At 58.8% G+C, this 18,274-nt stretch carries 17 protein-coding genes and 1 tRNA gene; 4 read left to right on the top strand and 14 right to left on the bottom strand.

The features are described 5' to 3' along the window. Positions 1 to 257: 257 nt before the first annotated feature. From BLQ12_RS04395 to BLQ12_RS04360, 8 genes are all read right to left on the bottom strand, one after another. Positions 258 to 347: transfer RNA gene (locus BLQ12_RS04395), tRNA-Ser, on the bottom strand. A 242-nt stretch (positions 348 to 589) separates the two neighbouring features. Further along, positions 590 to 1,423 carry a universal stress protein gene (locus BLQ12_RS04390; RefSeq protein WP_092208651.1) on the bottom strand — a complete coding sequence of 278 codons (834 nt, stop codon included), beginning with the start codon at positions 1,421 to 1,423 and terminating at the stop codon, positions 590 to 592. A 15-nt stretch (positions 1,424 to 1,438) separates the two neighbouring features. Further along, a complete protein-coding gene (locus BLQ12_RS04385) occupies positions 1,439 to 3,097 on the bottom strand; it encodes a chloride channel protein (protein WP_226860270.1) in 1,659 nt (552 codons plus the stop codon). A gap of 362 nt (positions 3,098 to 3,459) precedes the next feature. Then, positions 3,460 to 4,128, bottom strand: a complete 669-nt coding sequence (locus BLQ12_RS04380; RefSeq protein WP_092208647.1) for a PTS sugar transporter subunit IIA — start codon at positions 4,126 to 4,128, stop codon at positions 3,460 to 3,462. A gap of 218 nt (positions 4,129 to 4,346) precedes the next feature. After that, positions 4,347 to 5,171 carry an OmpA/MotB family protein gene (locus BLQ12_RS04375; protein ID WP_092208645.1) on the bottom strand — a complete coding sequence of 275 codons (825 nt, stop codon included), beginning with the start codon at positions 5,169 to 5,171 and terminating at the stop codon, positions 4,347 to 4,349. Positions 5,172 to 5,174: 3 nt separating this feature from the next. Then, positions 5,175 to 5,942 carry a motility protein A gene (locus tag BLQ12_RS04370; protein ID WP_092208643.1) on the bottom strand — a complete coding sequence of 256 codons (768 nt, stop codon included), beginning with the start codon at positions 5,940 to 5,942 and terminating at the stop codon, positions 5,175 to 5,177. A gap of 11 nt (positions 5,943 to 5,953) precedes the next feature. Continuing rightward, complete coding sequence (locus BLQ12_RS04365; RefSeq protein ID WP_092208641.1) at positions 5,954 to 7,297, bottom strand: HD domain-containing phosphohydrolase; 1,344 nt, start codon at positions 7,295 to 7,297, stop codon at positions 5,954 to 5,956. Positions 7,298 to 7,546: 249 nt separating this feature from the next. Next, the gene (locus BLQ12_RS04360; RefSeq protein WP_092208639.1) at positions 7,547 to 8,098 is read right to left on the bottom strand and encodes an HD domain-containing protein; all 552 of its coding nucleotides are present in this window, start codon (positions 8,096 to 8,098) and stop codon (positions 7,547 to 7,549) included. A 416-nt stretch (positions 8,099 to 8,514) separates the two neighbouring features. Between BLQ12_RS04360 and BLQ12_RS04355 the strand changes: the two genes are divergently transcribed. Further along, positions 8,515 to 9,609 (top strand): LysM peptidoglycan-binding domain-containing protein, encoded by a 1,095-nt coding sequence (locus BLQ12_RS04355; protein WP_175469491.1) that lies wholly within the window; start codon positions 8,515 to 8,517, stop codon positions 9,607 to 9,609. Between the two features lie 69 nt (positions 9,610 to 9,678). On the opposite strand, the gene BLQ12_RS04350 is transcribed toward BLQ12_RS04355, so the two are convergent. After that, complete coding sequence (locus BLQ12_RS04350) at positions 9,679 to 11,466, bottom strand: GspE/PulE family protein (RefSeq protein WP_092208635.1); 1,788 nt, start codon at positions 11,464 to 11,466, stop codon at positions 9,679 to 9,681. A gap of 301 nt (positions 11,467 to 11,767) precedes the next feature. On the opposite strand from BLQ12_RS04350, the gene BLQ12_RS04345 reads away from it, so the two are divergent. Together BLQ12_RS04345 and BLQ12_RS04340 are read left to right on the top strand one after the other, a co-directional pair. Then, entirely contained in the window at positions 11,768 to 12,592 is an 825-nt protein-coding gene (locus BLQ12_RS04345) for a dihydrodipicolinate reductase C-terminal domain-containing protein (protein WP_092208633.1), read from the top strand. Between the two features lie 3 nt (positions 12,593 to 12,595). After that, entirely contained in the window at positions 12,596 to 13,204 is a 609-nt protein-coding gene (locus BLQ12_RS04340; protein WP_092208631.1) for an HAD family hydrolase, read from the top strand. Between the two features lie 179 nt (positions 13,205 to 13,383). Here BLQ12_RS04340 and BLQ12_RS04335 read toward each other — a convergent pair whose 3' ends face one another. From BLQ12_RS04335 to BLQ12_RS04315, 5 genes are all read right to left on the bottom strand, one after another. Beyond that, a complete protein-coding gene (locus BLQ12_RS04335; protein ID WP_092209003.1) occupies positions 13,384 to 13,740 on the bottom strand; it encodes a NifB/NifX family molybdenum-iron cluster-binding protein in 357 nt (118 codons plus the stop codon). A 71-nt stretch (positions 13,741 to 13,811) separates the two neighbouring features. Next, positions 13,812 to 14,174 carry a NifB/NifX family molybdenum-iron cluster-binding protein gene (locus BLQ12_RS04330; RefSeq protein ID WP_092208629.1) on the bottom strand — a complete coding sequence of 121 codons (363 nt, stop codon included), beginning with the start codon at positions 14,172 to 14,174 and terminating at the stop codon, positions 13,812 to 13,814. A gap of 16 nt (positions 14,175 to 14,190) precedes the next feature. Then, positions 14,191 to 15,081 (bottom strand): ATP-binding protein, encoded by an 891-nt coding sequence (locus BLQ12_RS04325; protein WP_092208627.1) that lies wholly within the window; start codon positions 15,079 to 15,081, stop codon positions 14,191 to 14,193. Beyond that, positions 15,078 to 15,926 (bottom strand): ATP-binding protein, encoded by an 849-nt coding sequence (locus BLQ12_RS04320; protein ID WP_092208625.1) that lies wholly within the window; start codon positions 15,924 to 15,926, stop codon positions 15,078 to 15,080. The genes BLQ12_RS04325 and BLQ12_RS04320 overlap by 4 nt, the downstream gene beginning before the upstream one ends. A gap of 146 nt (positions 15,927 to 16,072) precedes the next feature. Next, positions 16,073 to 16,513 (bottom strand): DUF134 domain-containing protein, encoded by a 441-nt coding sequence (locus BLQ12_RS04315; RefSeq protein WP_092208623.1) that lies wholly within the window; start codon positions 16,511 to 16,513, stop codon positions 16,073 to 16,075. 254 nt (positions 16,514 to 16,767) lie between these two features. Between BLQ12_RS04315 and BLQ12_RS04310 the strand changes: the two genes are divergently transcribed. Continuing rightward, positions 16,768 to 17,577 (top strand): HD domain-containing protein, encoded by an 810-nt coding sequence (locus BLQ12_RS04310; RefSeq protein ID WP_139163827.1) that lies wholly within the window; start codon positions 16,768 to 16,770, stop codon positions 17,575 to 17,577. The last annotated feature ends 697 nt before the right edge of the window (positions 17,578 to 18,274 follow it).

The raw sequence follows: 18,274 nt of genomic DNA, 5'->3' as shown, positions 1-18,274 counted from the left end.
GGGCAAGGCGCCGGCGTGTCATCAAATCAGCCGCGGCCTGGTGCCGCCTCAAAAGCCCCACACAGTGCATGGGGTCACTACCAGGGATGAAACCATAAAATGAGCGGCGCTGCAAGCGCCCCGTCCATCCCGTTGCTGCCATGGGCAAGACTATGGGGCCAAAACAAAAAAAACAGGTGCCCCACGTCCGAATTGAGAGGAGGTGGTGAAAACCTGTTCCGATGTAACCTGACCCTTAATTTAGTTATAAGGGGTAGTGGCGGAGAGGGAGAGATTCGAACTCTCGGTACCTGTTACAGCACACACGCTTTCCAGGCGTGCACCTTCAGCCACTCGGTCACCTCTCCGCAAACTATAACCCTTATAATCGGTATCCGGCCTTCCACCCTTGCGTGCTGTGGAAGCCTTGCCGCCGAAGCAGCTTGTTTTGGATACCGCTCCAAAAGCGAGAGAAGATTTACGTCATCCCCATATCTTTGTCAAGGGGTTTTCTCACACTTTTCAGGGGACCTTGAAAAAGGTCCCGTGGCAGCCGCAGGCCCACCCCCCAAGGCTCTCACACAACGCCCCGGGATAACGCATCATCCCATCAGGCGCGCCTGTCGACGTAATTGGGACCGGCCACCATCAGGTTGTTGGGCATCACCGACTGAATGGTCTCCATCTTGCTTCCAAAGAGAAGGTCCCGGATCAATCCGTGGCCATAGGCCCCCAGAACCAACAGGCTGTCATGGGGGACCTCGTAAAGATTTTCTTCAAACCTGCCCCCGAAAAACAGGAGCCAGTCGTCCACATAGGCAGACATGTCATCCCCCAGGCCGCTCTCAACGATCACCCTCTCGTAATCGTCCCGTGTCTTACCCCCTTCGACCTGGGTAAAGAGGCGCAGCTTCATGCCTGTTTTTCGGGCGATACGGGCCCCTAAGCGCAGGGCATTGACCGCGTTTTCAGACCCCCCGAAGAAAACCGTGATGCTGTTCCACTGACGAAAGGAGGGGCTGGTGATCAGCACGGGAAAAAAAGCAGAGCGGATAATACGGCGCACCCGCGAGCCGATGTACCCCAACCCGATCTTGCTCGTCAGATCGCTGATGCTGCGCGGACAGCACATGAAATCAAAGTCCACGGGAATGTCCGGCAGGGTGGAGGCTGTAAAGTTTTTCGCCTTGAACACCCCGGGATCCAACCCTTCCTGCTCGGCCAGCTCCCGCGCGTGTTTTTCAGCCGTCTCCGAAGCGGTTAAGTAGGAGCTGTCCAGATCCACCTGTACCACATCCCGCTCAAAGTACATCAGGAACTTGGTGTGCTTGGGCACGTACACCACCGGAGACGCCCCCATGAGGCGACAGAAATAGAGTGATTGAAGAAAGGTCTCCCGCCCGGTGGGCGTGTTCCGAAAAATGTGGAAAAGTTGGGTATCCATAGGTTTCATGCCTTATCAGGGGTTGTCGGTGGTCTGCACCATCAGCTCTTTTCGGTATTTATCAAGGAGGGTGGCCTTGGAGATCATCCCCACAAACCGCCGGTTCACCACCAGGGGCATACTGAAAAGCCCCTGGCCGTCCATGGTTTGCAACACCTCGGCCAGCTCGTCCCCGTAGGCGATGGTGGCAACGTCGCGGTCCATGATCTGCTCCACCACCACGGCGTCGTACATGATGGTGTCAAACAGATAGGGCCGCACCCTGTCGAGGTCCACCATGCCCAGAAAATCCCCGGTGCCGGGGTCTTCCACGGGAAAATAGTTGCGTGTGGAGCGCTTGATCACCTCCACAAACTCCCGCAGGGTCATGTGGGGCGTCACGGACAGACAATCTTTTTCGATGAGTTCACCCAGGGAGAGGTCGTTGAGCACCCGCGCATCGGTGCCGGGACGGAGAAGCTGGCCCCGGTCCACCAGATCCTTCATATAAAAGGAGGCTGGCTCAAAATAGTGGGTGATGGTGGTGGAGACGGCAGAAACGACGATAAGGGGCAGGATCACCTCATACCCCCCGGTGATCTGCACGATAAGGAAAATACCGGTCAACGGGGCCTGGAGGATACCGCTGATGAGCCCGGCCATGCCCAAAAGGGCAAAGCACCCTTCCCCCACCAGGGGAATGGAGGGCCAGAGGACGGTGACGCCCCGGTAAAAGGCCAGCCCGGTAAAGCTGCCCACCACAAGGGAGGGGGCAAAGATCCCCCCGGACCCACCCCAGCCCAGGGTCAGGGAGGTGGCCAGTATCTTGGCAAAAATAGCAATGGCAGCCACTTGAAAGGCACCGTTGTAGGCCCCCACGATCATCTCACGGATGGCATGGTACCCTTCCCCCTGCACATCGGGGAAGATAAGGCCCAGAAGCCCCACCAGACAACCGCCGATGGCCGCCCGCCCCCACTTGGGAAGCTTGACCCCGGAGGAGACCCCGTTCATGGAACGCAGTGCCCGGGTCAGCAGGATGGAAAAAAGGGCCGTGGCCAGCCCGAGGCCTGCAGCCGCAACCGTATCGGCCACCCCGATATCAAACCCGGTGTGGCTGAAGGCGATCTGGTTGCCGTTGAAAAAACGGCTCACTTCCGTGCCTGCCACCGCCGCGATGGCGATGGGCACGATATTCACCGTGGACCACTCCCCCAGGACCACCTCCAGCACAAAGACCAGGCCGGCAATGGGGGCGTTGAAGATGGAAGAGATGGCACCGGCCGCCCCGCACCCCACAAGGGTCACGCGCTGGCGGTCATTTAAATTGAAGAGCTTGGCGATATTGGAGCCGATGGCCGCCCCGCTCATCACCACCGGGGCCTCAGGGCCTGCCGAGCCGCCGCTGCCGATGGTCAGGCAACTGGAGATGAGCCGCGAAACGCTGGACCTCAGGCGCAGGAGCCCCCCGTAGCGGGAGACGGCATAGATCACCTCCGGCACCCCGTGGCCGGCCCCCTCCTTCATCACATAATCGAGATAGATGGCGGACACGGCCGCACCGATCCCGGGCAGCACAAACGCCCAGGGGTAGTCCTTCAGGTGATGAACCAGTTCCATCATCGCCTCAAGGCTGCGGTTCAGGGCCAAGGCCGCCAACCCGCTTGCAATCCCCACCATGACGCCTGCCACCATCAAAATCAACCGGTCATCCGACTGAATACGCGGTAACTTCGACGGAAGTCTACACAGCCTTTTCAACATTTGAAAAGATCCCCAAAGATGTCGGAAAAGGGTTCCCGACCATAAACAAAACACGCCCCGGTATCATGACGCAAAAAGGCCCTTAAAACGCCTGAACCGGACACACCATGGTCCCCCAGCGGCGATTCGCCGCCTGAACTCCATGGGGTCTCCGGACCAGGGGTTTTCCTGGCTGAACCCAACAACTGTCGGTACCGAACCGACACCGCCGGACTAACAGATTCCATCCCCGTTGTAAAGAGGGTGCCCGTGGCCTTGCCCCACCGCAAAAAACCGGGCTCCCACACGGGCCGTCACAGACGGCTCTCGAACTCGGCCACCTTTTCCAAAAGGGCCGCCTCCGAGGGCACGCTCTCCAGAAACCGCAGAAACGCGGGTTCCCGAACACAAAAAGAAATTTTGGACAAAAGCTGAAGGTGAATCCCCACATCCGGACTCAGAATCAGGAAGAGCACGCGCACCGGAAGGTCATCCACCGCACCGAAATCCACGGGGTGCTTTAAGAAAAAGGTGGTGATGGACGGGGTCTCGCAGGCGTCCATGGGCGTTCGAGGGTGGGGAAGGGCCACACCGCGCCCCACACCGGTGGAAGCCAGGCGTTCCCGCTCGTCAAGGAGATGAAAAAGGGACTCCCTCTCCCCTTCCCCCAGCCCCCTCACCGAGGAGGTCATGTTCAGAAGGACCGACGACACATCGTCGCCATCAAGATCGTACACCACCCCTCCGCGCTCCAGGACACGGGACAGGGTCACGGCCTCCCGCGTGGCATCCACGGGCGAAGTCGGCTCATCCAGGACAAAGGTGGTGTTGTGTTTTCCGGCCCAGCTCTTAAGGGTCGCAAACCCGAAAGAGCACTCCGTCCCGGTTTTCTTCACGGGAATGCGCCCCTGGCGAATCCAGCGTTCCAGGGTGTCCCGCGGCAGGGCCATGGCCTTGGCAAGCTCATCCAATCTCAATTTCATATCCGTCACCACAAAAAAACGTAAAAGACAGGGCCGCCATCAGCCGCAGAGAAAATGTCCCCCGGGTGGCGTCGCCCCAGCGATATTTTAAAAACTTTGTATTCTATCCGATAGAAATTGAGAGTTCAACAGCAATCGTGGACACGACGCGTTCCAAAGGCAGGACGGCAAAGGAAGGGGGCAGTGATGGAAGAACAGACAAAAGGCCCGTGGCCTTCCTAATACAGCTCCCCGCCCATCGCCCGGGCGATGTAGGTGCGCTCATAGGTAATCTCCACCCGACGGTTTTTCGCGCGCCCCTCGGGGGTCCCGTTGTCGGCCACCGGTCGGTAGTGGGCAAACCCCTGGGCCTTCAACTCGGCAGGATCAATGCCCATGGAGATAAGAAAACGCACCACGCTGGTGGCACGACGGGTGGAGAGTTCCCAGTTGGAATCGTCATTGCGCCTGGCCATGGGCAGGGCGTCGGTATGCCCCGACACCGTGACGGGATAATGAAACTGGGCCAGCACCATGGCCACCTTCTCCATGACGATGCGCCCGTCCTCGGAGAGCCTTGCCTCGCCGGGCCCGAAAATGACCATGTCGGCGATGGTGATCACCGCGCCGTCTTCGGTCTCCTCCACCCGCACCTGGCCGCCGAGCTTGTTGAACATGATGAGCTCGCGCACATCGCTGACGATCTCTTCCATCTCTTTTTGGACCATCCCCCCCAGCTCATCGACGGCATGGTCCTTGGGGTCGGTGGTGTCGGTGCCCGCGTTCATCCTCAACCCTTCACGGGTGCCGGTCTCGGGAACCTGCTGCACGCCCAGGGCTGATTTCAAGGACTGAACAAGCTCCTTGAAGGTCTCCTCCTGGATGGTACTCATGGCAAAAAGCAGAACAAAAAAGCACATGAGCAGGGTCACCAGGTCGGAAAAGGTACACATCCACTCGGGGGCGCCACCGCCCTCTTCGTCGTCGCCCCCGATGGAGGCCGGAGGGTTCAGGGCCGGAGCCGCCTCTTCTTCGGCTGCGCCGGTGCCGTTTTCGTCAGCCATGGTCTACTCCTCTTTGGCGGCTTTTCCGCCCCCGGCCGACAGGTAGACGTTGAGCTTGTCTTCCATGAGCCTGGGGTGCTCCCCTTCGCGGATGGAGACCACGCCCTCGTACAGCAGGGTCATGTTCATGATCTCCTCTTCGCTGCGGAGCTTCAGCTTGTCCGACATGGGAATGAAAAACAGGTTGGCCATCAGGGCGCCGTAAAAGGTGGTGATCATGGCCACCGCCATTTTCGGCCCGATGGAGGAGGGGTCGTCGAGGTTGGCCAGCATCTGCACCAGGCCGATGAGGGTGCCCACCATGCCAAAGGCCGGGGCATAGGACCCCATGGAGGCAAGAACCGAGTACCCCACCTTGTGTTCCCGGTGGGTCAACTCCATCCTCTTTTGCATCACCGCGGCGATGTCCGAGGTTTTCACCCCGTCCACGGTCATCTGGAGGGCACTTTTCAGGTAGGGGTCTTCGGTGCTGTTGATGTCTGCTTCGATGGAGAGAAGCCCGCCCTTCCTCGCCTTGTTGGAGATCTCCACCAGAGCCTTGACCAGGTCTTCGGGTTTCTCGATCTTAAACATAAAGACCTTGCCAACGGTCTTGAAGACGCCAAGGAACTCTTTGAGGGGGTAGGCAATGAGGGTCGAGGCGATGGTCCCGCCCACAACGATCATCACCGACGGCATGTTCCAAAACAGCATCAGGCTGCTGCCCAGAAGAATACACGCGGCCGTAAAGCCAACCCCGGAAATCACACCTATCAATGAAGCCAGATCCATGTCAAGCCAACCTATCCCTTTATAAATACAGTCTCTTCCAGGGAATCGATCCGGTTGTAGCGTGCGATCTGCCTGATATACTCGTCCGTCAGGACCGTATCCTCCGGCAGGAGCATGGCACCCTTGGCTGTATAGATGGCTGAGGCGAGAACCATTCCGGGCTTCACATCAAACACATTCATTTCCACACGGCCACCGACTTCAGTTTCAGGCTTTCGTCCCAGACACTTACGCAAACAGTGTACAACCTTGGGGTCGAATCGCGTCCCTGCTTCTTCTTCCAGCCTGTCCAGACGATCTCTCTCGCTGCCGCCATCCGGCCATGCCGCCAGGGTTTCCCAGGCGTCTGCCACGGCAATGATCCGTGACGCCAAGGGGATGGCATCTTTTTTCAAGCCCCTGGGGGTCCCGCTCCCGTCGAGGTGTTCAAACAGGTGCCGGACAATGCGGGCCGTCTCTTCCAGCCCCTCCACACCGGCCAGCATCTTCCCGGCCCGTTCGGGGTGCCTGGAGAGAAAATCCGCTTCCGATTCGGAGTAGTCCAGCGGGTTTTTCCCCGCCAGGGTTTCCGATACAAAAAGCAGCCCCAGCTCGTGAAGCCGCGCGGCCTGTTCCAGGTGATGGCGCTTGTCATCCTCCATCCCCAGATCCTCGGCCATGGCCACAGACAGGCGCGCCACATCGGCGCCGTGTCCCCGTTTAAAGACCGGCCGTGCGTCCAGGGCTGAAACCAGCAGGCCCACACAGGTCGTCAGGGTGTCTGATGCCCGGGCCTCCATGGCATCGGCCCGTTCCACAGCTTTTTGCCGCTCACCCACCAGGGAAGCCACCTGCTTGAGGGCCCCGGAAAGGGCCTCCCGTTCACCGGCGAGCTCCTCCTTGAGCTCTGCCAGCCTGGCCTCCAGGGTGTCGCGGTTCCGGAGTTCGTCCTTTAAAAAACTATCGGCGTTTTCAGCCCTCTCCTTTAGCCCTTTTATCCGCAGCAGGGTCCCGATACGGGCCACGAGCTCATCGCGGGAAAAGGGCTTGACCAGGTACTCGTCCGCACCGGCACCGAGCCCCGCCACCACGTCACTCGGCTCCACATCAATGCCGGAAACCAGCATAAAGATGACGTCCCCAAGACCCTCGGATGCCCGAACCCTGCGACAGAACTCCAGCCCATCCATGCCGGGCATGGCCACATCGCTGATGATAAGGTCCGGCATGAAGTCCTGGGCGATCTCAAGCCCCTCCTCCGCATCGGCAGCGGTTTTCAGGCTGTAGTTTTCCCCTTCCAGAAACCGGGTGTAAATTTGAATCAGATCCTGGTCATCGTCCACATACAAAATTTTAGCCGTATCCATTTTTTCCATGCCTTCCGCCCTTTGGCCCGCTCACACATGCGGGCACGCCTCCCCCTTTTTATTTCGGTCTCGCCTCACGAGAGCACCCGAGACTGATGCCGAATGCATTCATGTTGATCGGCCAAACCGGCGCCGAAGTTAAAGGCATTTTCTCCCCAGCCCCTTTCCACCCCACCCGAAGAAAGCCGGAAAACCACCATTGATGCCCCGCAGAACGCTCAGGGCCCCGTGAACAAATTGCGATACACAGGCCTGTCCCTATTCGGAATACCCCGTCAACCACCAGTCGTCCCAGGCCCGGGATACAATGGCGTCGGCAAGCTTTCGCCCCGGCTCCGTCACCAGGCGCTCCAGCACCACGGCCAGCCATTTGTCGGCACCGTTGTGACCGGTGTCCATGAGCGTTCTCAGGTCAAGGACAAAGGCAAGCTGGTCTGCGTCCTTGGCAAGCCTTGCCTCAAGGGTCTCACAGGCATTGAACTCCTCCACCAGGGCGGCATACTCTTTCCCGAAGGGAAGGCCCCGGGCCTGGTCGGCCACGGCACGGGCTTCATCGGCGGAGCAGTATTTTTTCTGAACATAGTTCAGGTCCCCGGTGCGGGCCTCGGGAAGGTCGTGCACCAGGCACATGGCCAGCAGCTTGCCGGCGTCCACGGTCTCATCCATGCGGGACAGGGCAAAGGCGATGGTGGTGATCATAAAGGAGTGCTCGGCGATGCTCTCCTTTCCCCCGCCAAGGAAATGGTAGCCGGAACGCGGAATCCGCTTCAACATCCCCGCTTCAAACAAAAAATCTGCAATCCGTTCCATAAACGTTCCTCTCCCTTTGCTGCCCGATGCGTGACAACCCGTCAAGGCCCGTTCCGCGCCCCAACGGGAGCATTCGCGAAAACATTGACAAATCAGGACAATACAGGATATATGAGCTGTAAGTGTGTGACCTGTGGCACCTCAACAACGATCCGGAGCCACCCGCTGCCACCATATACAGGGGTTGTTTCCGCACCACAACCCCAGATGTAAGAAAGACGCCCGAACGGCGTCCACTCCTTGGGTTCACCTTATATCTTATGTCCCCAGAGGGCCCCAAAATACGTGAGCGCTTTCCAGTATTTGGTATTGACACACGGATGAAAAAACCGGACAGTAAAGAGCGATGCAGGGGCCTTATTTCAGACCGGATACGGTCTATATCAACTTACCTTAATTATCATACCGGAGCGATTATGGATATCAAGGCAAAACTCCGATACGCCGCCGTACTCACACTGGTCTTCCTTTTGTCCTCCGGGGTATCAGGTCTGGCTGATACCACGAAGCAGGTCGCCTCGGAAACCGGGGTGTACTACACGGTCAAAAAAGGGGACACCCTCTGGGGCCTCTCTCAAAAATTCAGCGACAATCCCTACACCTGGCCCGACCTCTGGAGCAAAAACGGACAGCTGGCCAACCCCCACCTGATCTATCCCGGCCAGAAAATCAAACTCGTCCATCGCAGCGATCTGGACGCCCTGGGCACCGGGGATTCGAGCCACGCCATGGCCGTTGACGAAGCCGGCGCCGTGGAAGCCGCCGCCATCGCGGACAAAGAGGAGCCCCGCACCTACCACTACTCCAAAATCGAGCGGGTCGGGTTCATGAAAAAAGAGCCCGTCACCCCCCACGGCACGGTCTTCAAACTCAAGGGCACCGACCAGCTGATGCTGGGCGAAGGCGACATCATCTACATCAAGGCCAGCGAAGAGACCTCCCTGGTCATCGGCGCGCGCTATGTCACCTACCGCACCATCACTCCCCGACAGATCACCGCACGGCTCCTGGACGTCAACAGAAAAAAACTCAACCGCGTCCGCAAGGAGATCGGAACCCAGCACTACCTGAGCGGGGTGGTGGAGATCATGGGAGAACGGGACGGCTTTTTCATCGCCCGCATCACCGACTCCTACCGCTCCATCAAGCTCGACGACAAGATCATGCCCTACAAAAAACGGTCCCGTGACATCCCCATCCTGGACGGCTTAGAGTCCATGGAAGGGGAGATCATCACCGCCGAGGAAGGAGAGACCACCTTCGGCCAGGACATGGTCGGCTTCATCAACCGGGGCGCCTCCGACGGCATTGCCAAGGGCCAGACCTACACGGTGTTTTACTACGAGACCAAAAAGGCCGACGACGCCTTAACAGACAAAGGCCTGATGGTCCCCGTCAACATCGGCAATTTCATTGTCCTCGACACCCAGGACGAAACGGCAACCGTTCTGGTGACCTACTCCACCCAGGGGTTCACCCCCGGAGATCATTTCACCTTTTTAAAAAAGTAATCCGCCCCAAACCAATCACAAAGGCGCCCTGACATCATGTTCAGGGCGCCTTTTTTTTCAAGTACAGAATCAATGGCTCTCCCAGGTCACCCGCAGGAGCTCCTCCCAGGTGGTGTTCCCGGCCAGGAGCTGCCGGATGCCGCTCTCCCTCAGACTCACCATCCCCTCCTTGACCCCCTGAATACGAATCGCCTCAGCGTCCGCGTCCCGGGTGGTCAGGCGACGGACTTCCTCGGAATAGGTGAGGATCTCAAAGATGGCCAGCCGGCCCAGGTACCCTGTTCCACGACACTTGAGGCACCCGGCGCCCCGAGACAGGGTCAGCATCCCTTCCCGACCCGAATCCAGGCCGAGCCCTTTTAATTTTTCGCTGTCCATCTCATAGGTCTCCACGCAATGGGGACAGACCCGCTTCACCAGGCGCTGGGCCACTACCCCGGAGAGGGTTGCCTGGATGATGTACGAGGGGATCCCGATGTCCAGCAGGCGGATAATGGCCGACGGCGCATCGTTGGTGTGCAGGGTGGAGAGGACCAGGTGGCCGGTCATGGACGCCTGGGCCGCGTTCTCTGCCGTGTCGAGGTCCCTCATCTCCCCGAGCATGATGATGTCCGGGTCCTGTCGCAGGATATTTCTTAAGATGGTGCCGAACGTGATGCCCACCTGGGGCTGGACCGCGATCTGGTTGAACTCCTCATGGACCATCTCGATGGGGTCTTCCACGGTGGTGATGTTGAGCTCCGGGCTCGCCCGTCGCCTCAAGGTGGAGTAAAGGGTGGTGGACTTGCCGCTTCCCGTGGGCCCGCACACCAGCACAATGCCGTGGGGTCGGTTCACAAGGGCTTCGTACCGAACCAGATCCTCCCCGGTAAACCCGAGTTTTTCAAGATCCTGGAACATGATGTCCGGATGCAGCACACGCATCACCACCTTCTCTCCAAAGGCCACGGGCACGGTGGAGACACGGATCTCCACCTCCGTGCCGTCTTTGTCCGTTTTGATGCGGCCGTCCTGGGGGCGCCTCTTCTCCGCCATGTCCAGGCGGCTCATGGCCTTGATGCGCGTCACCAGGGCGCTGTGAATGGTCTTAGGCAACTCGTAGACGGAGTGCAGCGCCCCGTCAATGCGCATACGGATGACGGTCACATCGCGCTTGGGCTCGATATGGATATCGCTGGCCCGCTGGTCAAAGGCATAGCTGAACAGATGATTCACCGCGTTGATGATGTGGTGGTCCGAAGACTGGATCTCCCCGTAGGATCCCAGCTTGACGAACTGCTCCAGGTTGCCCAGGTCGATGCCCGTTCCTGCATACTGTGATTTGGCCGCAGCGATGGACGACCTGAACCCGAAAAATTCGTTGATATAGCGCTCGATGTCGGACCGGGACGTCACCACGGGCCGGATGCGCATCTGGCTCACCCGCTTGAGGTCATCCAGCACCTCGGCGTTGAAGGGATCGGACATGGCCACGGTGAGCTCCCCGTCTTTGATCGCCACCGGTAGCACGAGGTGCTTCATGGCAAAATTCCTGGGGATGGTCTTGGTCACCGTCTCCATGTTGAGCTTCAAGGGGTTGATCTTCATATAATCTATGGCCCAGGCATCGGCCAGGGCCTGGTAAATCGCATCCTCATCCAGGGGCTCCCCCGGCCTGTCGGCCCGGTCCATGGAGAGGTGCCTCAGCACCTCGATGATCCCCACCTTTTTGCCCTCCCTCTTCCGAGACAGCTTTCTCTCCACGCTCTCCCGCATGGAGACAACATGCCTGGCCTGATCCTGGGAGAGGTAGCCCCCCTGAACAAGATGGGTCAACACGGATTTCGGAGATAATTTTTCACGGGAAATGGCATTCATGGCGATGGACTCTCCTTTTCGGACGGGGAAAGAGGGGGCTGCCCACCCAAGGCGGGTCGCCTGTCGCATCGATTCGTTCAGACAGGCAAGGCGGACACAGCTTACTGCTCCGTTTTTACCACAGGGATGGCGTGAGAACAACAGACGGGATCTGCCCCCCTCATTCCAAAATACCGTTCTCCCCTCCAACCACAGGCTTTTGAATCCAAGGGACAATTGTGGTAGGTTACCGTCGGGCATGCCGAGGCATGTGCACAGCGCGAAAACAAAAAATCAAATCCACCACTGACGAGGCGATACCATGACGATCACCCACATCATGATCAACGGCGTTCCGGGCAAGGTAGCCACCACCATTTTGGCCCATGCGATAAATGACGAGCGGTTCACCGTCGTTCCCTACTCCCTCACCGGCCCCGACACGGAAAAAAGCGTCCGGGTCAACGGCACGGACATCACCCTGGTCTCCCCCGAGGAGCGCAGCGCGGTGCTGAAAACCATCAAGGAGACGTACGGGCCCTTTGTCACCGTGGACTACACCCACCCCAGCGCTGTGGATGCCAACGTGGCCTTTTACTGTGCCGAAGGCCTGCCCTTTGTCATGGGCACCACGGGCGGCAACCGGGAGCAGATCCGCGCCGATGTGACCGACTCGGCCATTCCGGCTGTCATCGCCCCCAACATGGCCAAGCAGATCGTGGGCCTCCAGGCCATGATCGAGTACGGGGCCAAAAACTTCCCCGGCCTTTTCAAGGATTTTCAGATGACCGTCAAGGAGAGCCACCAGAGCTGGAAAGCCGATACCAGCGGCACGGCCAAGGCCATCATCCGCCAGTTCAACCTCCTGGGGGTGGAGTTCACCGAGGCCGACATCGACAAGGTCCGTGAACCCGAAGCCCAAAAAGCCATGGGCATCCCCGAAGAGCACCTGGACGGCCACGGCTGGCACACCTACACCCTTTGCGCCCCGGACGGCAGCTCCGAATTCGGCATCACCCACAACATCAACGGACGGGACATCTACGCCGAAGGCACCCTGGACGCCGTGGCCTTTGTGGAGAAAAAACGCCTGGCGGGCATCAAGGGTCACTGCTTCTCCATGATCGACGTCCTGAAAAATCTCTAACCGATGAAGCATCCGATTTTCGTTGACATGGATGACGTCATTGCCGAGACCACGCGCACCTATCCGGCACTTGTGAAACGGGAATTCGGCATCGAGGCCAGCTATGAGGCCATTGCCGACTTTGACCTTTCCAGCTCCTTTGGCCTGACCCGGGCACAGCTGGCCCATCTTTTCGAGGTGGTGCATACAAAGGAGGTGCTGATGGGGTTTTCACCGGTGACCGGGGTCAGGGAGGCCCTGTCCGCCTGGCAGGTGGCGGGCTACCCCATTGCCGTGGTCACCGGCCGTCCCCCTGAAACCCGGGAGCTCTCCCTGACCTGGCTGAAAATGGCAGGCATTCCCTTTGACAGCTTTGAAATTTGCGACAAATACGGGCGCCATGACCCCGCCCAGGGCCCCTTCATCACCCTGGATGAGATAAAAACCCGCACCTACACCTGCGCCGTGGAAGACTCCCTGTCCATGGCCGCCTTTCTCAGCGGTACCATGAAGGTCCCGACCTTTTTGTTCGACCGCCCCTGGAACCGGCACACCGAGGGTCACCCTGCCTGCACCCGCTGTGCGTCCTGGAAAGAGATTGCCCGTAAGGCGACCCCCTTGCTTCAGCCCTGAAGAAAAACCCATAGGCCACAATAAAAATACCCCGTTTTCGAAACAGCGGTTTCGAAAACGGGGTATACGTGTTCAGCGACGGGCTCTCTTCTTCGAGTGGACGGACAAGTGAATCAAGCCCGTCGCCGAACGCTTTCCAGAAAAAATCCTGAAAAACCCAGGGCGCGATCAAGCGCAAATCAGTGATCGCAGATATGATTTTCATCATGTCCGCAGGCGTTCTCACCGGTTTCCAGGGTCTTGGCAAGCCAGGCTTTGACCAGGACTTCAGGGTCTTCCACGGGGGCACCGGTGACCACCTCAATGTTGCTGGCGTTAAGGAGCTGCTGGGCCCTGCCGCCCATGCCGCCGGCGATGACGTGGGTCACGCCGTGGTCTGCCAGCCATTTGGGAAGCACGCCGGGCTCGTGGGGCGGAGGAACGATCTTTTCGGTGTCCTTGATCGCCCCGTCGGCAACGTTAACAAAGGCAAATTCCTGGCAATGTCCGAAGTGTGCGGTAAGCTGGCCCATGGCCAGTGGAATGGCGATTTTCATGTTTTTCTCCTTCATGTGTATACAAAAGCGGCGGCAAGGCAAGCCACCTTGAATGCGTTAGCTAAGGCGACTTAAATCCAGTGGCCCTCGACGTTGGCCTCGGAGGACTCCTGGAGTTCACCGGCCTTGAACTGTTCGACGGCCTGGCGGGCACTGCCCTTGGCCCCGGTCACAATCTTGATGCCGGCTCCGGTGAGCACGCGGAAGGCCTTGGGGCCGCAATTGCCGGTGATGATGGCGGTGCACCCCGTTTCCACGATGGTTTTACCTGCCTGGATACCCGCACCCTGGGCAGCGTTCAGGTTCTGGGAATTTTCCACCACGCTCCAGGCCATGGTCTCGGTGTCTACCACGAGAAAGCAGGCGGCGCGGCCGAACCGGGGGTCCATGGGAGCATCGAAATCCGGTGCTGTAGATGTCACTGCGATTTTCATTGGGGTTCTCCTTGGGTTACAGAGCCATCTTCAGTGGCCCGCGTTTTTCATCCAAAAAATTGACAACCTGCTGCCACACGCCACGAATCGCCGTGGCCGCAGGCCCGTCGGAACAGGTAACCAGGGGCTTACCCTGCACCATGGACGCCGTCACCGCATCGTCCACAGGGATATCGCCCAGATGATGCATCCCCTTCTCCTTTGCCACCTCACGGATACGCTCGGCCATCATGGGATGAAGGTCCCACCGGTTGATGGTGATCATGGCAGGGACCTTGAGAAAAGTGGTGAGTTCGGCCACGCGCTCCAGATCGTGGAGCCCCGAGACCGTGGGCTCGGTGACCACCACCACGGCGTCGCATCCGGTGGTGGCGGCAATCACCGGGCAGCCGATCCCCGGAGGTCCGTCCACAAGGATCAGGTTGGCGGCTGTCTCGTCCACCTTTTTGCGGGCTTCCCGACGCAGCAGGGAGACAAGGAGGCCGGAGTTCTCCTCGGCAATGCCCAGGCGGGCGTGGACAAGGGGCCCGTTTTCCGTGCTGGAGTTGAACCAGGTACCGCAGACCCGGGGCTCCATGGTGATGGCCCCCTCGGGACAAAAATGGGCGCACACCCCGCAGCCTTCACAGGCAATGCGGTTGAGGCGCGGCCCCTTTTCAATGGCCTCGTACCGGCACCGGGTGATGCACTCCCCGCAGTGGGTGCAGGCCTGGATATCGATCTTGGGCAGGTTCCCCCCTTGAAAGGGATGCTCTTCCTCCACGGTGTGGGGGGTGATCATGTACAGGTTGGCGGCGTCGACATCGGCGTCCACCAGCACCCTGTTGGTTGCAAGGGCCGCAAAGGAAGCGGTAACGGTGGTTTTGCCGGTGCCTCCCTTGCCGCTTAAGATGGTAATCTCTTTCATCTTGTCCCCCCTTCTGCGGCTTTCCGGATCTTTTTCACCATACCGGCGAAGGCCTCGGCCATCTCCGGCATCGCCTCCACCAGGAGCCGCCCCCTGGCGTAATACTCTGCCACTTTCCGGCTGTAAGGAATCGACATCAGAATCTCAATGCCCTCCTCCTCCGCATACCGGACCACACGGTCATCCCCTGCATCGGCACGGTTAATGACGATGCCGAAGGGAATGCCCAGGACCCGCACCGCCTCCACGGCGAGCTTCAAGTCGTTGAGGCCGAAGGGCGTCGGCTCGGTGACCAGCACCACATAGTGGGTGCCGCCCATGGCGGCGATCACCGGGCAGGAGGTCCCCGGAGGGGCATCCACAATCACCAGCTCCTTGCCGTCTGCGGCCTCCTTCACCCTGTCGATGAGGGGAGGGCTCATGGCTTCGCCGACCTTCAGGCGGCCTGTAATCAGTTCGATGCCTTTGTACCGGCCCCTCTCCAACTCACCGAGTTCACGGGTGCCTTCGGTCAGAGCCCCGTTGGGGCACACCATCACGCACCCGCCACAGCTGTGGCACATGCGGGGAAAAGTATAAAGCTCGCCGGCCACCAGGGTGATGGCGGAAAACTGGCACAAATCACTGCACGCGCCGCACTGGACGCATACGTCCTGGTCCACCACCGGAACCATGGTGGTGACAGGGGTCCTTATGACCGATTCGGGATTCAAAAACAGATGGACATTGGGCTCTTCCACGTCGCAGTCAAGAAGGGTCGCCCCTTCTCCGACGGCCACGGCGAGGTTGGTGGCCACGGTGGTCTTCCCCGTGCCCCCTTTGCCGCTTGCTACCGTGATCATCATGGCGTTCACTACCCCGTCTTACGGGTTTATCTTACCGCCGGAGCCCCAGGAGGGGGTGCAAAGATGTCTGTGAAAATCATTTTGATGAGCACCAATCTCGGATGTGGGGCCGGATCGTACAATATCAAAAACGCTTGCGCACGGCATCATTCAGACTCGGGGAACTCGGCTTCTTCTTTCCAGACCCTGTGGAATTTGACGCTGTCACACGAAGGACAACCATCGGGGCGTCCGGTTCCATAGGGTTCTTCCCACCGTTTGCCGCAACCGCTGCAGACAAACAGGCGCATCTCCTCTGTGATCCGGTAGTTGCCGCCTTCCACACGCAGGGCCTTGGCGTGAACCAGGGCATCGGCCACCTTGCGCCGAGCTTCCCGCACGATGCGCCCAAGGGTGGCCCGGGACACGTTCATGCGGCGTCCCGCCTCTTCATGGGAAAGTTGTTCCAGATCACAGAGCCGAAGGGACTCCAGTTCGTCCACGGTGAGAAGGGTCTCCTCAAGCTGCCGAAGGGGAATTCCCCCCGGTTTGAAGTAGCTGAGGCTGGAGGGAACTCCCACCACCCGTTCTTTTTTTGGACGTACCATGGCTCCTCCTTAGTTATGAGCATATGCTCATAAGTTGTTATTTAGACCAGGCCAGAGACCCTGTCAATGTTTTTTTTTAAGCCAAACCAGGTCGATGCGACCAGGCCTGAAAACCGTGTAAAAAAGAGGACAAAAGAGAGTTGTTACAAACCGCATCGGCCCCCGGTCAAAAGGGCAATCCCCACCGACAGCAGCCCCTTCAAGCCACGCTTCACTATTTCCAAGCCGCCGGGGTGTGTGGTACACTTCTACCCATGGATGAGACGTACAGACAAATTCGACAGCGGGCACGGGAGCTGGTGCAAACCCTTCCTGAACCCGCCTTTTATAAAGAGGAAGCCGATGCCCTTAAGCGGTCACATCGGCTTTTTGATCGAAGCGCAGAGTTAAAGGAGCTCATCTCCCACCTGGAGGCTGAGTTGGATGAAGACTTTGGCCACGGCCTCTTCCATTCCCAGAAGGTGGCCATCGAAGCCGGTGCCATCGTGCTTGTGGAACGCAGGCGCAGCAAGGAACACAACACGGCCGACGCCCCGTGCGTAGACCGTCTCATGTTCAAGGCCCACTGCGCCGGGCTCCTGCACGACACCATGCGAAAGCACAAGGACCACGCCGAAAAAGGGGCTGCCTACGCGGAAAAAGTCCTGGCGGTTCTGCACTTTCCCCAAAACGAGATCCACGAAATCGCCTTTGCCATTGCCTGCCACGAAGCCTTTAAAACCAATGACGCAGCCTGTCCGACCGGGCCTGACGCCCAGCTCCTGGCAGACGCCCTCTACGATGCCGACAAATTCCGCTGGGGACCCGACAACTTTGCCCACACCGTCTGGGACATGGTCTCCTACGCGCGGATTCCCCTGCCCCTCTTCATGAGCCACTACCCCAGGGCCCTGGAAGGGATCGCCCGCATCAAAAAAACCTTCCGGTCCCAGACCGGAAAGCTCTACGGCCCCGGCTTCATCGACATCGGCCTGGATGTGGGGAAAAAGCTCTACACCATTATCCAGAGCGAGTTCGCCCCGAACCTGGGCGGTTGCACCGCCTCCAGCTCCACAACGCCCTGATTGCCCTCCCTCCCCAAAAAAAAACAAACACATGCCTCCGGCGGCGAGGTGTGTCACCTCGAAAGCAAATAGCGAATGCGCTTTACCCCTCGTTCCTCGGGGAAAATCACATTCGCCATTCATCCAGGGTATACGGGAAAGGACCTTGCCAAACAGCTGTTTATCAAACTTTTCAAAAGCTTGATTCCAGACAGCCAGACACATGTGTCATGTATCCTGAAAGACGCCTTGTTTGTATTTCCGTTCAGGTCAATACAACGCGGCCCATGCGTCCAATGGGCGGGGCTTCTGGCACTTTATCCGCGCAGACTTTAAGCATTCCAAATGATGCAACCGGGAATTATAGAAAAATCAAAGGGTGAGACAGGCAATGGTTGGGAAATTCATTACCACGCCCCTTCGCTTCTGACCCGAAGGAAAGGGGCGTGGTAACCGAAACTTTTTTGTAACTATTCAGCTTGCCTCCGGCGGGTCGCTTTTTTGAAAAAAAGCTCCGCAAAAAACGTTTCTAATGCACGCGAAAAAGTGGAAATTATTTCGGCGGAGCCTGGAAAGGCTTGCTTAAGACCTGTTTGTCAAACCCGGTTTTATAAATCAGGCTAAAAGTTTGGCCCCCGGCAGGGCTGCCGGAGGCTTGTTTGAGCTGAATAGTTACACTTTTTTACGGCTTGTCACGGCTTAGCCAAAGGCAAAGCGG

This window comes from Desulfoluna spongiiphila (assembly GCF_900101345.1).
Classification (GTDB): Bacteria; Desulfobacterota; Desulfobacteria; order Desulfobacterales; family Desulfolunaceae; genus Desulfoluna; species Desulfoluna spongiiphila.
This window is presented reverse-complemented; position numbering and strand designations above follow the sequence as displayed.

Bases quoted from the DNA above. Each gene is read 5' to 3' on its own strand.
- BLQ12_RS04365 (WP_092208641.1), bottom strand. From the start codon at position 7,297: ATGGAAAAAATGGATACGGCTAAAATTTTGTATGTGGACGATGACCAG.
- BLQ12_RS04350 (WP_092208635.1), bottom strand. From the start codon at position 11,466: ATGAATGCCATTTCCCGTGAAAAATTATCTCCGAAATCCGTGTTGACC.
- BLQ12_RS04325 (WP_092208627.1), bottom strand. From the start codon at position 15,081: ATGAAAGAGATTACCATCTTAAGCGGCAAGGGAGGCACCGGCAAAACC.
- BLQ12_RS04370 (WP_092208643.1), bottom strand. From the start codon at position 5,942: ATGGATCTGGCTTCATTGATAGGTGTGATTTCCGGGGTTGGCTTTACG.
- BLQ12_RS04375 (WP_092208645.1), bottom strand. From the start codon at position 5,171: ATGGCTGACGAAAACGGCACCGGCGCAGCCGAAGAAGAGGCGGCTCCG.
- BLQ12_RS04330 (WP_092208629.1), bottom strand. From the start codon at position 14,174: ATGAAAATCGCAGTGACATCTACAGCACCGGATTTCGATGCTCCCATG.
- BLQ12_RS04345 (WP_092208633.1), top strand. From the start codon at position 11,768: ATGACGATCACCCACATCATGATCAACGGCGTTCCGGGCAAGGTAGCC.
- BLQ12_RS04315 (WP_092208623.1), bottom strand. From the start codon at position 16,513: ATGGTACGTCCAAAAAAAGAACGGGTGGTGGGAGTTCCCTCCAGCCTC.
- BLQ12_RS04360 (WP_092208639.1), bottom strand. From the start codon at position 8,098: ATGGAACGGATTGCAGATTTTTTGTTTGAAGCGGGGATGTTGAAGCGG.
- BLQ12_RS04320 (WP_092208625.1), bottom strand. From the start codon at position 15,926: ATGATGATCACGGTAGCAAGCGGCAAAGGGGGCACGGGGAAGACCACC.
- BLQ12_RS04340 (WP_092208631.1), top strand. From the start codon at position 12,596: ATGAAGCATCCGATTTTCGTTGACATGGATGACGTCATTGCCGAGACC.
- BLQ12_RS04310 (WP_139163827.1), top strand. From the start codon at position 16,768: ATGGATGAGACGTACAGACAAATTCGACAGCGGGCACGGGAGCTGGTG.
- BLQ12_RS04355 (WP_175469491.1), top strand. From the start codon at position 8,515: ATGGATATCAAGGCAAAACTCCGATACGCCGCCGTACTCACACTGGTC.
- BLQ12_RS04335 (WP_092209003.1), bottom strand. From the start codon at position 13,740: ATGAAAATCGCCATTCCACTGGCCATGGGCCAGCTTACCGCACACTTC.
- BLQ12_RS04380 (WP_092208647.1), bottom strand. From the start codon at position 4,128: ATGAAATTGAGATTGGATGAGCTTGCCAAGGCCATGGCCCTGCCGCGG.
- BLQ12_RS04385 (WP_226860270.1), bottom strand. From the start codon at position 3,097: ATGGTGGCAGGCGTCATGGTGGGGATTGCAAGCGGGTTGGCGGCCTTG.
- BLQ12_RS04390 (WP_092208651.1), bottom strand. From the start codon at position 1,423: ATGGATACCCAACTTTTCCACATTTTTCGGAACACGCCCACCGGGCGG.